The sequence below is a fragment of the Nocardia sp. GTS18 genome, assembly GCF_013839555.1.
GTDB classification, from domain to species: Bacteria; Actinomycetota; Actinomycetes; order Mycobacteriales; family Mycobacteriaceae; genus Nocardia; species Nocardia rosealba.
Genome location: NZ_JACBIU010000005.1, coordinates 28561 through 41917 on the forward strand (window position 1 = coordinate 28561; position 13357 = coordinate 41917).

Below are 13357 nucleotides of genomic sequence, written 5' to 3' on the forward strand. Positions count from 1 at the left end.
GTTCTCCTAGTGTGTGACTGGTCAGTCACTCGATGGGTCGAAAAAATGCCCCGCAAGGGGGCATCGGTTGGTCAGCCGGCGTCCGGGTGCCGGATGCCCGCGGTGACGATCCTCGCCCACGGGCTGTCGTCGCCGTCGAGGCCGAGAGTGGTGATGAGGTGGCAGAGCTGGCCGAAGGCGATGAATCGCTGGACGTGTTCGTCCGCGGCGCCGGAGCGGTGTTTGGCGAGTTCGGTGATCCGGGCGAGCCCGGCGCGCATCGCCGCGCCGATCTCGGGCACCTCGGCCACCGATTGGGCGTGGACCTGCAGCATGAGCAGGCTCCGGTCGCTGATCAGCTGCGCATACGCGCCGCCCATGTCGTAGAGGATCTGCTCGGGGGTGTCGCCGGCGGACTGTGCCGCACCAGTCGACATGGCCGCCGCGATCCGGTCGAAGCACCGCTCGAGCGCGGCGACGAACAGGGCGACCTTGCCGGGGAACAGCTTGAATACATAGGCCGGTGAGATCTGTGCCGTCGCCGCGACCGTGCTGATCGGGGTGCCGTGGTAGCCGGTGCGGGCGAACTCGACGATCGCGGCATCGACCACGGCATCGCGGCGGATGTCGGATCGGGAGAGTGTTGCTCCGCTCTTGCTCATGTGAGTGACTGTACACTCACTCTTTCGCGAGCGTCAACTCGGAGAAATGTCGAGTTCTGGCCCGGCGCAGGGATTCCCGCGCCGGGCCGACTTGTCAGCTGCAGCAACTCGCGCCCGACGCCACCGCCTTCTGCTTGGCCTCGGTGCTGCAGCAGGCGCCTTCCGCCTCGGCCTCCGCTGCGGTGCCGCAGCATGCGTCGCCCTGCTCCACTTCGACGAGTTGCGGTGCGCTGCCGAAGGTTTCGCTGTCGGACAGCACGGTGTAGACCTCCCACCGCTCGGCGTCGGGCGCGCTCACCCACACCTTGTCCTGGGTGGCGAAGCAACAGGTCGTCGCGATCTGCTCCTCGGTGAACAACCCCGCCTGCGACAGGCGCGCGATCTCGCCGTGGACCTGCTCGGACGACTCGACCTCCACGCCGAGGTGGTTGAGGCTGCCGCCCTTGCCTGCGTTCTCGATCAGCACCAGCTTGAGCGGCGGGTCGGTGACGGCGAAATTGGCGTAGCCGGGCTTGCGCTTGGCCGGCTCGGTGGCGAACAGGGTCGAGTAGAAACGCACGGCCTGGTCGAGATCGTCGACATTGAGGGCCAGCTGAATTCGGGACATGATCGAACCTCCACTTGTGAGACATATGTCGAAGAACTTGCGAGCTCGAGTGTGCTCACCTTTTCGACATATGTCAATACCGAGCGTAGAGTCGTCGACATGCCCAAGGCGCTACCCGTGATCGATATGTCCGCTCCCGTCTGCTGCGCACCCGTGGCGGCGGCACCGGTCGACGATGCCGCCGCGCTGGAGGTGGCGTTGCGGCTCAAAGCCATCGCCGACCCGGTCCGGGTGAAACTGCTGTCATTGCTGCTCACCACTCCGGCAGGGGAGAGCAATGGTGGTGACCTGGCCGCTGCCGTCGAGCTCAGTGAGTCGACCGTCTCGCATCACCTCGGGCAGTTGCGCAAGGCCGGCCTCGTCGAATCCGAGCGGCGCGGGATGAACACCTTCCATCGGGCGCGCCGCGAGGCGCTGTCGGCACTGTGCACGGTGCTCGACCCCAACTGCTGCAGCTGAACCGGCGGCCCTGGGAATCGGTGGGCGAACGGCGGCTCGATCGTCGCGTTCGGTGTGAACCGTGCCAAAAGCGCGTGCCGTGCACCGATCGGCCCCAGTCTGCCCGCATACGCTCTCGGCCATCGACGACCGATGCGAAGGACGAACCGTGATCGAAATCCGCGCCCGCGTGGGCCTGGCACTTTCCGCCGCCGTACTGGCGGGCACCGTCACCGGCGTGGCCGCGCCCGCCGCCGCCCAGGCGGCGGGCTGTGTCGACGTCCACGTCGTCGCAGCCCGCGGAACCAACGAACCCGGTGGGGTGTGGAGCCGGTACAAACTGGGCACCGTGGTCGGCAACCCGGTGTACGCGGCCATCGACGACGCCCTGGCGCGATCGACGAACGCCTATCGGGTGCAGTACCCGGCGAGCCACGAACAGCCCGCGTCCGTGCAGGCGGGCAACCGCGACCTGGTCGATCATGTGGTCGAACGGGCGGCGGCCTGCCCGGATCAGAAGTTCGTGCTCGTCGGCTACTCCCAGGGCGCCAACGTGGTGGACAACTCGATCGGGATCAGCAGCGAGGGCGCCCGGGTCGGCGGGCCGATCGTGGCCACGCTGCCCGCCGAACTGGCGCCGAGGATCGCGGCGATCCTGTTGTTCGGCAACCCTATTCGCGGGGTGGGCCGTGCGGTCACCGGCGTGTACGCCGACCGCACCTACGACGTGTGCAACGACAACGACCCGGTGTGCGACCCACAGGGCACGGACTGGAACGTCCACCTGCAGTACAAGCGGTACGCCGGCGAGGCCGCGGCCTTCGTCGCCGCCCGGGTCTGACCCATCGATCGACGGCAGGCCCGCGGGGCCGCGTCACCCCTGGAGGTCCTGTTCATGTCGTCCCGATTGGGCACGGTCGTGCTCACCACCGCGCTCGCGCTGAGTCCCGCGGTGATCCAGCCACCGGCCGCGCACGCGCAGACGCGGTGCGTCGAGGCCGCGCCCGGTACCGCACCCGAACGGCGCGCGGCCGTCGAGGTCGGCATGGACGAGGCCGCGCTGGCCGCCGCGATCGACTTCGGCATCGGTGCGAAGGCCCACGCCATCCAGGTCTACCGGCACGGCTGCCTGGTGGCCGACCACGCGCCGACCGGCGACCTGCCGATGCCGCTGTTCAGTGCGAGCAAAGGGGTCACCGCCGTCGCGGTCGGCCGGGCGGTGACCCTCGGTCACTTCGGACTCGACGACCCCATCGGCCGGTTCTTCCCCACGGCCGACCCCGCGCACGCGCGGATCACCGTGCGCCAGGTCCTCACCCAGACCACCGGCCTGCACTTCTCCTGGCCCGCCGACGTCGCGTCGATCGCCACCAGCACCGTCGACCGAATCCTGGCCGCCCCGATCGACTACGAACCGGGCACCACCTTCCAGTACGCGCAGGCGGTGCTCGGCCTGCTCCCACGCATCATCGAGATCACCACCGGCATGGACTATCAGGACTTCGTGCAGCGAGAACTGATGGGCCCGTTGGGCATTCCCCGCGATCACTGGGTGTGGCTGCGCGATCGCGACGACACGACCGCCGTCGCCGGTGGTCTGGCCATGCGCCCCGCCGACCTGGCCCGAATCGCCCGGCTCGTTCTGCAACAGGGTGAATGGGCGGGCAACCGGCTGATCGACGCCGACTATCTGCGCCAGGCCGCCACGCCGACCGAGGCCAACGGCGGGTACGGCTTCCTGTTGTGGCTGAACGCGGGGGAGACCTTCCGCGGGGTGAACGTGCCGGTGCCCGCCCACTACAACCACCGCCTGTTCCCCGGTCTCCCGCACGACGCGATCGCCTTCTCCGGTGCCCTCGGCCAGTTGGCCGTGGTGATTCCCAGTCGTGACCTGGTGATCGTCCGGCTCGGCGTGCCCGCGACCATCGACCCGAACAATCTCACCGGATTCCTCACCGGCACAAGCAATCCCGACAACCGAATGCTGTTCCACCGGATCGTCGCCGCCATCGAGAACCAGCCGGAACCCCTCGACGACCCGAATATCGCGCCCGACCCGATCCAGCGGACCGGCGCGACACCGGAGGAACGCGCGCTGCTGCTCGACGCGCAGAACCTGTCGGCGATCCTGCTCGGCACCGGCGCCTACGCCGGCTGCACCATCGTCGTGTGTCAGGGCCGCACACTTCCGGCCGATATCTTCGGCCTGGCTTTGGACGTCGGCAACCAGCTCGCGGCCGCGGTGCCGGCAGCACGCTGACGCCACCGCGCGACTGTGCGTGGGGGATGATGGTCTGGTGAGTGCCGACAGCAGATCCGAGGTTCGTCCGAAGCGCCGCAACGGCCCTCGGCTGCCGCCGGACGAGCGTCGAACGCAGCTGCTCGACGCCGCGCTGCGGGTGGTCGGTAGCGAAGGTATCGCGAATCTGACCATGCAGGCCGTCGCCAAGGAAGCGGGCGTCGCCAAACCGGTGCTGTACGCGATGTTTCCGACGGCGCCGGAGCTGGTCGCCCACCTGCTGCACCGGGAGCACTCCCGGGGGATGGCGCAGGTTTTCGCGGCGATGCCGGGTGATCTGCGTGGCTCCGATCCCGACCGCGAGTATGTCGGGGCGGTGATGGCTTTTCTCGAATCGGTGGCCGCGGCGCCTACGCGCTGGCGCCTGATTCTCATGCACAGCGACGGGGCACCGGCCGATTACCGGGAACTGCTCGGTGCCGCCCGCGACAAATTGCTCGACCAATGTGTGGACCTGCTGAACGCCGGCTTCGCCGTGCGCGGCGGACCCCACGATGCCGATGTGGAACTGATCGCCCACGTCATGCTCGGTTTCACGGAGGTGCTGGGCAGGATGGTGCTGTCCGACCCACAACGTTTTCCGCCCGAACGGCTGCGCGCGACGGTCCGTTCCATGGTGCGGACATTGCCGCAGGAGCCCGGCGCGGACTCGCGGTGATGCCACGGATTTCTACCGCAGGTCGACGTCGGCGACGAGCAGTACCGGCCAGGCGATGACCTGGCCGAGGATCGAGAAGAATCGGTCGAGCCCGGACAGCTCGCCGAGGTGGTCTCGATGCGCGAGCAACCAGACCAGCCCGATCGCGACATAGGGAATGCCACCGGCGAGGGCCAGATACATCATCTGACGGATACTGAGTCGGCGTTCCATGAGTTTCGTGAACACGAGTGATCTCCTTCGTTCAGGCCATGTCGCCGAGGATCGGCTGCGATTCGATGAGCCCTTCCTCCGAGGGCGGTAGCCCCCTGCTCAACACGCGATCGCGTTGCTTCTGGCGCAGTGTGTGGTGGGCTCGGGCGGGGATGTCGTATCCGTACTTGCGCTGGGCTTGCCGTGGTGTGGTCGTCACGGGGTTCTTCGGCGGTATGCCGAGCAGCATCGGCGCGGCCACCGGTACCGTCGTCGGCGAGATCAGTTGCAGCAGAAGCAGTTCGAGCCGGGCGTTGAAACTGACCAGGGTCATCGCCGCGCTCAGCCAGGGCACAACGAGGGCGTCGAGGACCCGCCCGGTCGGCAAGCCCGCCATCTCGCGCATCCAGCGCGGCATCGTCGCCAGCGTGCCGCGGCGCAGGAAGGCCGCCACGACCTTGAACATCGGCCGCAGCAGCATCGGCATGGGCGGCAGCATCACCTCGGCGTCGAGCAGATGATTCATCGCTTTCTTCGCGATGTCGGATCCGATCAGCTGAGGGCGCATCCGGTCGAAATACTGGGCCACGCCCTCGCGGGTGCGGGGAATATCGGCCGGGTCGCAGGTCTGCAATTCCGCGGCACGGGCGCACTCGTGCCAATACTGCGATTCATCGGCCGCGCTGAGCCGGCCGGGGCCGAACTTCTCGTAGGCGATCAGGAGCGAATGCCACGCGGTCAGGTGGATCCACAGTTGCGAATCCGGATCGTTGGCGTCGTACTGTCGACCGGTCACCGGATCGATCCCGACGGCCTTGGAATGGATCTTGACCAGGATATCGGCGGCGCTGACCGTCGACCGACTGTCGGCGAACATCACCATGGCGAAATAGCGCAGCGTGCGATCATAACGAGTGCGCGGGCGGGTGTAGATCGCGCTTGTCGCGTCGACGGCCGCGATGAGACTCGGATCGAGTTCCTCGATGACGACCGCGCGTTGGAAACCGATCGTCAATCCGGTCGGATAACTCCACACCCGCCATGCGACGGAATCGGGTCCGAAGAAGCCGTAATCCTCGGCCGGTTCCACCTTCGGCAGTGAAATCCAGGTTCGTAACGAGGCCATGTGGCCCTCCTTCATCGAGTGAGCATCGGAGTACTGACTTCGCTGACCAACCAGCGGTCGGTGTCCTTGCGTAGCGACATGTTCACCGAGAGCTGGCCGGGAGCAGGTGTGCCTCGGGTGCCGAGGCTGGTGATGGTCTGATTGATGACGGCTACGGCCCGCGCCGTGGTCTCATCGGCGGATTCGATGGCACAGGTGACGCTGCCGACGGTGGAGACGACCTGACCCTGGACGAGAACCGCACGCAGATCCTTGCTGGTCGCGTCGAATTCGGTGCGCCAGTCGCCGGTGGCGCCCGCCAGCACCGCGGCGAAATAGGTGTCGAGGTCCTTGGCGTCGTAGCGGGCGAGGGTGGGGGCGTAGGCACAGGCGGCCTGCAGCGCGGCGTCCCGGGCCTGCTCGCGGGCGCGGATCCGGTGGTTGTCCACGGTGAGGAACGCCGCGACCGCGACGGCGCTGATCGTGGTGACCGCGGCTGCGGGAACCAGTATGCGGCGCAGGCGTTTTCGTCGGGACTCGGTCACCGGATCGTTGCTCTCCGGACTCGGATCGTCGGCGAGTGGGTTGTCGGGTTCGGTCGTCATGAAGGGTCCTCTGAGTGGGTAGGAGTCAGTTGGCGGGCAACGGGACGGACAACTCGTCGCCGGTGACTCCGGGTGGTTGGCCCGCGCCGTTGTCCGGACCGGCGGGGCGCGGCGCGTTGGCCGACCCGCGTATCTGCAGCTCGGGGTGGTCGGTGACGCAGTAGTTGTAGAGACGACCGCGTCCGTCGGAGATCTCGGCAGGGGAGACCGGGATGGTCTCGTACTCACAGGTGGGGCGCGGCCAGATGTCGGCCATGGTGTGAAAAGCGTTGTCGTGGGCGGGGATTCCCAGCGCGATCACCGCGGTGCGCAAAGCGGGGAACAATGCCGTCATGGCGGGTGTGCGCAGGCGGGCCGCGCGGGTGATGGCAACGAAATTGGTGACCAGGCTGGTCAGCGGGTCGCCGGTCTCGGTGAGAACACCGTCGAGGGTGGCGAGCCGACCCGGTCCCTGTTCGAGCAGTTCGCGCACTTCGTGGTCGGCGGCGTTCATCTGATCGAACAGCGCGCTCGAACCCCGAACCAAGGTGGTGAGGTCGGGCTGGGCATGTGCGGTGGTGTCGGCGATGACGCTCAGGTTGCGGATGAGTTCGGTGGTCTGGGGCAGCAGGCCGGCGAGCCCGGCCGTCGCCTGGCTCAGGCCGCTGATCACCCTGCGGAGGACCTCGGGGCCACCACGCAGCGCGCGATCGAGTTCGTCGACGATCGCGGTGAGCCGGCCCGGATTCATCCCGGCGACGAGGGCGCCGGTGTTGTCCAGGAACGAGTCGATCGTCACCGGCGTGCTCACCTGGTCGGCGGGCACGGTCGCGCCGTCGGCGAGGTAGGGCGCCTCGCCGGTGACAGGCCGGAAATCGAGGTACTGTTCGCCTGCGGCCGACAGACGACCCACCGTCACCGGCGTGCCGACGGGAATCCGTGTGGCACTGTCGATGTCGATCTCCGCGAGGATGCCCGACGCGTCGATGCGGATCGCGCGCACCGACCCGACCTCGACCCCGCGCACAGTGACGTTGCTGTGCGGGAGCAGCCCGCCGGAACTGTCGAGCCGGACGTGCACTGTGTAGGTGGTGTGCAACGGTCGCACGCCGACCACGTCGACGGCGATGTAGCTCGAGCCGATCACCAGCATGGCGACCATACCCATCATGGCCCCCGCGGTCTTGTGGCTGTGCGCCCAGCGGGCCGACCGGACGACAACAGCAGCGGCCCACCCGATCATCGGTGAACCCCTTGCAGGCGGCCGAGTACCCGCGCCAGCACCTGGGCGAGGCTGCCGACGAAGGCGGTGACGTCGGTGCCGTCGGGCAACCGGCTGCCCTCGGTGTCGGTGAGGGCGCCGATGTCGAGATACGAGATACGCGCCGCGACAGCGAGACTCGATCCGCGCATGGATGCCCGCGCCACCGGCGCCACCGCGTTGAGCCGGTCCAATGTGGTGGCCAGGTCGTCTCCCATTCGGGTGAAGCCGGTCATCAATTCCTGCACGCTGTCGAACAAGCTCAGGAACTGCGGGCCGGTGGTTGAGGTGAAGTCGCCGAGCGCGGTGGTCACCGTCGACACCTTTGTCGTGAGATCGGTGATGGCACGGTTGTTCTCGGCGATCACCCCGATCAGATCCGGGAAGGTGTCGGCGGCCTGACCGAGTTCGGCCTTGCGGGTCCGCAGGGTTGTGGTGAGCCCGTCGAGCCCGTGCAGAACCGCATCGATCTGCCCGGTGCGTCGATTCAGCGCGGTGAGCGTGGCGGTGAGTTCGGTGAGCAGATGCGACAGCTGGGGACCACGTCCGCCGACGATGGCATTCAGCTCGGAGGTGATGCGCGCGACCTGATTCATCGCGCCGCCGTCGAGCAGCATCGCCATCGCGCTCATCAGCTCCTCCACCGAGGCACCCGCCGAGGTGTGCTCGCGGTCGATGACGTCACCGTCGGTGAGGAGCGGGGCATCGGGGCGATGCTGGGGCAACACGATGGCGACGTGGATGTCGCCCAGGGGAGTCGGTTGCCGCAGTTCCGCGCGGGTGCCCTGCGGAAGCGCGATGTCGCGGCGAACTTCGAGTTCGACCTCGGCGAGGAAGTTCGTCGTCGCGATCCGGGTCACCACCCCGATGTCGTTGCCGCTGGACTTGACTCGCGCTCGCTCGGGCAAGTTGAGCGCGTCGTCGAACACCGCGTGCAAGCGGTAGGAAGGTCCGTCGACGCCGGGGCGGGGCAGCGGCACGTTGTCGACGGTGACCGCGCACGAGGAAACGCCGATCGCGGTGAGCGCGGCGACGGTGAGGCGGGCGGTCCGGCTCATCCGGTGAGCCCGAGCAGTGCGGCGGTCAGACCGAAGTCCGGGCCGAAATCCATGAGTTTGCCGGTCCGGCAGCCGTCGGAGCGCAGGGCCAACCGCGCGCACAGCAGCGAGAGAGCTTCGTTGTCGAGCAATGACTTGTCGGTGAGCAGGTGCAGCCGCAGGGCCCGCTGGCCGGGGTCGACCGCGCGGGCGAAATTGTCGGCCATCAGGGGCGTCACGTCGATGATCTCGGTGAGTCCACGGGCGTTCTCCCGCATCTGACCGGTGATGGCGACCAACCGGTTCACCGCGTCGGTGAGTGGGGTGCGGTTGTCGGCCAGGACGGTGGAGGTGTTGGCGATGAAATCGTTCACCTGGGTGAGGACCGCCGCCAAACCTGGAGCCTGTTCGGAGAGCAGGGTGACGAGTTCGGTGAGCCGCCCGCTGAAATCGCGCACGGTCTGGTCGTTTCCGGCGATCATCGTGGTGAGGTCGTTGAGTTCGACGATGGTGCGCGAGATCTGGTCGCGGTTGGCCAGCGTCACGTCGAATGTCGTCGCCAGCGCGTCGAGGGTCTCGCGGATTCGATCGCCGTTGCCGTCGAGCATCGGGAACAACACCCGGCTGGCCATCGGGCCGTTCGTGTTGTCGCCCTTCAACGCTTGGCCGAGCTGTTCGAAGTTGCGCAGGATACGGTCGAGTTCGACCGGGGTCCTCGTCCTGGAAAGGGGAATGTGGGCGCCGTCGGCCAGGGTCGGTCCGTCGCCGGTGTGGGCCGGGGTCAACTCGACGTGGCGGTTGGTGATGAGCTGCGGGGAGATCAGCGCCGCCGTGACGTCGGCGGGCAGTTCGGTTCCCGGCTCGATGGTCATCGCGACCTCGACGAACGCGCCTCTGGGTGTGATGGCGTCGACCCGTCCGATCGGGACACCGAGCGCCGCGACGTCGTTGCCGACGAAAAGGCCTGCGGCGCCTTCGAAATCGGCCGTGAGGTGAACGGCACCTGGGCGTAGCGACACCGGAATCGAGGAACAGCCGGCGCCGATCCCGGTGACGATCACCAGCGCGAGGCATCGGAACAGTCTTCGCATCTACTCGCACCCTTCGACGGCGTCGGCCAGGCACAGCCAGTTGTCCGGGAACAGCCACGGCATGTAGATGTCGCCGTAGGGTCCCTGCGCGAACGTGTTGTTGAATTGGCGAACGGCCACCGGCATCACCTGATACAGCGCGGCGAGGTGGTCGCGGTTCTTCTCCAAGCCCTGCGACATCGTGTTCAGGCTGTGGATGAGCGGTCCGAGTCGTCCACCGTCCTCGATGCCCATGTCCTGCAGGGTCTTCGAGGTGGCGGCGATATTGTCGAGCAGGTCTCTGATCAGGTCGCGGCGGCGACTGACGGCGGCGCCGATCGCCTCACCTCTGGTCAACAGCACGAGCACGCTGTTCTGGTTGTCGGCGATCAGGCCCGACACCTGATCCATGCTGTCGAGCAGTCGGTCCACCTCGTCGCGTCGGGAAGCGATCACCCGGGCCAGCGCGCCGACGCTGTCGAGTGCCTGCGCGGTGAGGTGCGGTGAATCGCCCAGCTGGGTGCTCACCGTGTCCAGACTCGCGCGCAGCGCGTTCGGGTCGAGTCGTTCGAGATGCTCGAAGGAATTGCGGTAGGCCGGATCGTTCACGACCTTGGCCAGGTTGTAGGGAACGGCGGTGGCAGACAACGGGATACGGTCATCCGGCAGCTCGCCGTCGGTTCCCGGGTCGAGCTCGACGTGCATCTTGCCGAGAATGGTCGACATCTTGATCGCCGCCTTCGCGTCGTGGGCGACGGCGAGGTCGGAGCGCAGGCGCATCGTCACAAGCACCCGGTCGCGTTCCAGTCGCACCGAGCTGACCGTGCCGACTTCGATCCCGGCCACATCGACGCTGTTGCCCACGCGAAGACCGGCCGCCTGGGCGAATTCCGCCCGCAGGGTCGCCTCGCCCAGGTGCGCGCGCGACAGCAGCCCGGACCCGAGGACCACCACGATCACCGTCACCCCGGCCGCGATGCCGAGCGAGAAGTTGCGGTTGCCGAACGCGTCGCCCAAGGTTGTGCGGACGAGCTGGAGCAAGTTTTCGATCATCGGCAGACCTCCGAGTGCGCGTTGCCGCCGACCTGGGAGACCACGCCGCGGGGGAACAGCACGCCCCACAGCGAGACATCCAGGTTGCAGACATAGGTGTTGACGTAGGTGCCGTTGCCGCTGACCCTGGCGAGCCCGGACATGATCAGCGGAAGTTCGACGGCCGCCTGGTCCAAGCGGGCGCCATTGGTGAGCAGCAGCGCCACGCCCTCGCTCGCCTGTCGCTGTGCCTGGGCCATTCCCGGGGCGACGCGAGCGATGAGATCGGTGAGCTTCGTGGTCGATTCGGCGATGCTCGTGACCGCTCCGCTGAGCACCGCGCCCTGGTCGTAGAGCCCACTGACCAGGGCGCGCGACTGGGTGATCAACGTTTCCAGCTCGCCACTGCGATGGGCCAGACTGGTGATCACATCGTCGAGGTTGCTGATCACCGCACCGAGGATCTCGTCGCGCTCGGCGAAGGTGGTGGCCAGTGCGGCGGCCTGGGTGATCAACGCGGACAACGACACTCCGTCGCCTTGCAGCGCCTGCACGAGGGTTTCCGACAGGGAATTCACATCGTCGGGTTGCAGCAGGCTGAACAACGGCTCGAAGCCCGACAGCATGGTCGAGACGTCGAAGGAGGATTCGGTGCGTTCCAAGGGAATCGCGCCGTCCGCGGGCAACGGTTCGCCCGGTGATTCCCCCATGGCGAGCGCCACATAGCGCTGGCCGATCAGATTCTGATAGCGGATCAGCGCTTTCGTGGTGGTGCTCAGCCGCTGACGCGATTGCACGGACAGAGTCACCCTGGCGTGCCTGCGGTCGACCAGGTCGATCGCGTCCACCCGGCCGACCCGCACCCCGGCGATCCGCACGTCGTCGCCGGCGCGTAGACCCAGGACGTCGGTGAAGGTCGCGCTGTAGCGGTGGGTGTCACCGGGCACCGACCGCTGCAGCGTCGACCAGATCGTGTACGTAGCGATCACGGACAGTGCGACGAAAAAGCTCAGGCCGAGATAGTAGGTGCGCCTGCGCATTTCAGTGTCCTCCCGAGGGCTTCGGCGCGACTGTGACGGTCGCGCCGGTAAGCGCGGAGCCGAGCAGAAGCAGCTGTGCGGTGTTCGGGCGCGCACCGAGGAACCCGGCCACCGCGGCGGGACCGGTCAGGGCGATCGGTCCCGCGGGCGGCGGGGAACTCGCGGGTGCGGTGATGCCGGGAATCGCCGGACCGGGCAGCGACAGGCCGGGGATGGGCGGCAAGGCCGGGAGGCCGGGCGCCGCCGGTATCGATGCGGGTCCGGCGGAGGGAAGGTGACCGGGTATCAGTTGCGGTGGGAAAGACTGTGCCGCAGGCGAATCCGGGATCGCTCCGGTGGCGCAGCGCGGACCGGCCTGGTTGCCGTAGCGGGGGCAGTCGGCCGCTGTGTACTGGCGGAACGGGGTGAACGAGACCGTGACGTCCCACTGCATCTGCTTGCTCGGGCCCCAGTGGAATACGGTGGCGAGCCGGCTGAGCGAACCCCCCAGTGCGGTAACGGTTTCGGTCATAGCCGTCGGATCGTCGGCGAGGGCACCGAAGGTCTCGTCCAGTCCGACCACGAGTTCCTTGCCCGCGTCGGGGTTGCGGGCGAAGAGCGCCTGGGTCGCGTCGGTGGCCGCACCCGCCGAGGTGAGCAATTCGATGACCTGATTACGGCGCGCGGTGATGGTCTGCGCCGTCTGGACCGATTTGCCCAGGGCGTCGGCGAGTTCGGGCGCCGACCGGTTCACCGCGGCGGTGGCCGTACCGAGATCCCCGAGCAGTTCACCGATGCCGGGCAGGGCGCGGACCTCGCTGATCCATTGATCGAGGCGTTCGATCGTGGAACCCGGCAGCCGGACATCACCGTCGAGTGCTTCGGCCAGCGTGGCGAGCACCCGCGCGAGTGTCGCGGGTCGCACGCGGTCGAGCACATCGCGCAGGGTGGTCAGCGTCGTCTGCAGGGCCACCGTGGCCCGGCTGGTGTCGTGCTCGATCACCGCACCGGCACGCAAGGATGTCGCGGCCGGGCCGTTGTCCACGAGCTCGAGCGCCGTGACGCCGAAGATATTGGCGGGCACGACCCGCGCCGTCACCGATGTCGGGATCGCCGCGGCGGCGCCCGGTTCCAGCGCCAGGTCGACGCGTTGACGAAGGCCCTGCTCGGCGATCTCCACCGCCGACACCGAGCCGACCAACAACCCGCGAAAGCGCACATCGGCGCGCGCGGGCAGCCCGTCGCCGGTGCTCGTCATCAGGGCGGTCACCGCGACGGTGTCCTCGAAGTGGCCGGTGTACCGCAGGCCGAGCAACGCGATCACCCCGGACAGGCTCAGCGTCATCGCGACCCCGGCCACACCGAGTCTCCGACGCGACCAGCCGCGCCCACTGGGATCCGGATACATGTCGGT

Annotated in this window: 15 protein-coding genes; 4 read left to right on the forward strand and 11 right to left on the reverse strand. The window is 67.8% G+C overall.

Annotation, left to right across the window (positions count from 1 at the left end):
• Positions 1-71: 71 nt before the first annotated feature.
• A complete protein-coding gene (locus HYG95_RS07655; protein ID WP_181697304.1) occupies positions 72-641 on the reverse strand; it encodes a TetR/AcrR family transcriptional regulator in 570 nt (189 codons plus the stop codon).
• 94 nt (positions 642-735) lie between these two features.
• Positions 736-1248: an ArsI/CadI family heavy metal resistance metalloenzyme gene (locus tag HYG95_RS07660; protein ID WP_181697305.1), complete on the reverse strand. Its 513-nt coding sequence runs from the start codon at positions 1246-1248 to the stop codon at positions 736-738.
• Positions 1249-1347: 99 nt separating this feature from the next.
• Here HYG95_RS07660 and HYG95_RS07665 point away from each other — a divergent pair, with 99 nt between their 5' ends.
• From HYG95_RS07665 to HYG95_RS07680, 4 genes are all read left to right on the forward strand, one after another.
• On the forward strand, positions 1348-1707 hold the full coding sequence (locus HYG95_RS07665; RefSeq protein WP_181697306.1) for an Rv2640c family ArsR-like transcriptional regulator: 360 nt from the start codon (positions 1348-1350) through the stop codon (positions 1705-1707).
• A 148-nt stretch (positions 1708-1855) separates the two neighbouring features.
• Positions 1856-2527, forward strand: coding sequence for a cutinase family protein (locus HYG95_RS07670; protein WP_370465718.1), 672 nt, complete (start codon positions 1856-1858; stop codon positions 2525-2527).
• Between the two features lie 54 nt (positions 2528-2581).
• A complete protein-coding gene (locus HYG95_RS07675; RefSeq protein ID WP_181697307.1) occupies positions 2582-3946 on the forward strand; it encodes a serine hydrolase in 1365 nt (454 codons plus the stop codon).
• 37 nt (positions 3947-3983) lie between these two features.
• Positions 3984-4643, forward strand: coding sequence for a TetR/AcrR family transcriptional regulator (locus HYG95_RS07680; protein ID WP_181697308.1), 660 nt, complete (start codon positions 3984-3986; stop codon positions 4641-4643).
• 12 nt (positions 4644-4655) lie between these two features.
• Here HYG95_RS07680 and HYG95_RS07685 read toward each other — a convergent pair whose 3' ends face one another.
• Genes HYG95_RS07685 through HYG95_RS07725 form a run of 9 tightly spaced genes read right to left on the reverse strand, consistent with a single transcriptional unit; the run spans position 4656 to position 13351 of the window.
• A complete protein-coding gene (locus HYG95_RS07685) occupies positions 4656-4871 on the reverse strand; it encodes a hypothetical protein (RefSeq protein ID WP_225279468.1) in 216 nt (71 codons plus the stop codon).
• A gap of 16 nt (positions 4872-4887) precedes the next feature.
• A complete protein-coding gene (locus tag HYG95_RS07690; RefSeq protein ID WP_181697309.1) occupies positions 4888-5961 on the reverse strand; it encodes an oxygenase MpaB family protein in 1074 nt (357 codons plus the stop codon).
• A gap of 11 nt (positions 5962-5972) precedes the next feature.
• The gene (locus HYG95_RS07695; protein WP_181697310.1) at positions 5973-6545 is read right to left on the reverse strand and encodes a hypothetical protein; all 573 of its coding nucleotides are present in this window, start codon (positions 6543-6545) and stop codon (positions 5973-5975) included.
• A gap of 25 nt (positions 6546-6570) precedes the next feature.
• Positions 6571-7767, reverse strand: coding sequence for an MCE family protein (locus HYG95_RS07700; protein ID WP_181697311.1), 1197 nt, complete (start codon positions 7765-7767; stop codon positions 6571-6573).
• Entirely contained in the window at positions 7764-8843 is a 1080-nt protein-coding gene (locus HYG95_RS07705; protein ID WP_181697312.1) for an MCE family protein, read from the reverse strand. The genes HYG95_RS07700 and HYG95_RS07705 overlap by 4 nt, the downstream gene beginning before the upstream one ends.
• The gene (locus HYG95_RS07710) at positions 8840-9913 is read right to left on the reverse strand and encodes an MCE family protein (protein WP_181697313.1); all 1074 of its coding nucleotides are present in this window, start codon (positions 9911-9913) and stop codon (positions 8840-8842) included. Before HYG95_RS07710 ends, HYG95_RS07705 begins: the two co-directional genes overlap by 4 nt.
• Positions 9914-10945, reverse strand: a complete 1032-nt coding sequence (locus HYG95_RS07715; RefSeq protein WP_181697314.1) for an MlaD family protein — start codon at positions 10943-10945, stop codon at positions 9914-9916.
• Positions 10942-11964: an MCE family protein gene (locus HYG95_RS07720; RefSeq protein ID WP_181697315.1), complete on the reverse strand. Its 1023-nt coding sequence runs from the start codon at positions 11962-11964 to the stop codon at positions 10942-10944. The genes HYG95_RS07715 and HYG95_RS07720 overlap by 4 nt, the downstream gene beginning before the upstream one ends.
• Position 11965: 1 nt before the next feature.
• Positions 11966-13351: an MlaD family protein gene (locus HYG95_RS07725; protein ID WP_181697316.1), complete on the reverse strand. Its 1386-nt coding sequence runs from the start codon at positions 13349-13351 to the stop codon at positions 11966-11968.
• Between the last annotated feature and the right edge of the window lie 6 nt (positions 13352-13357).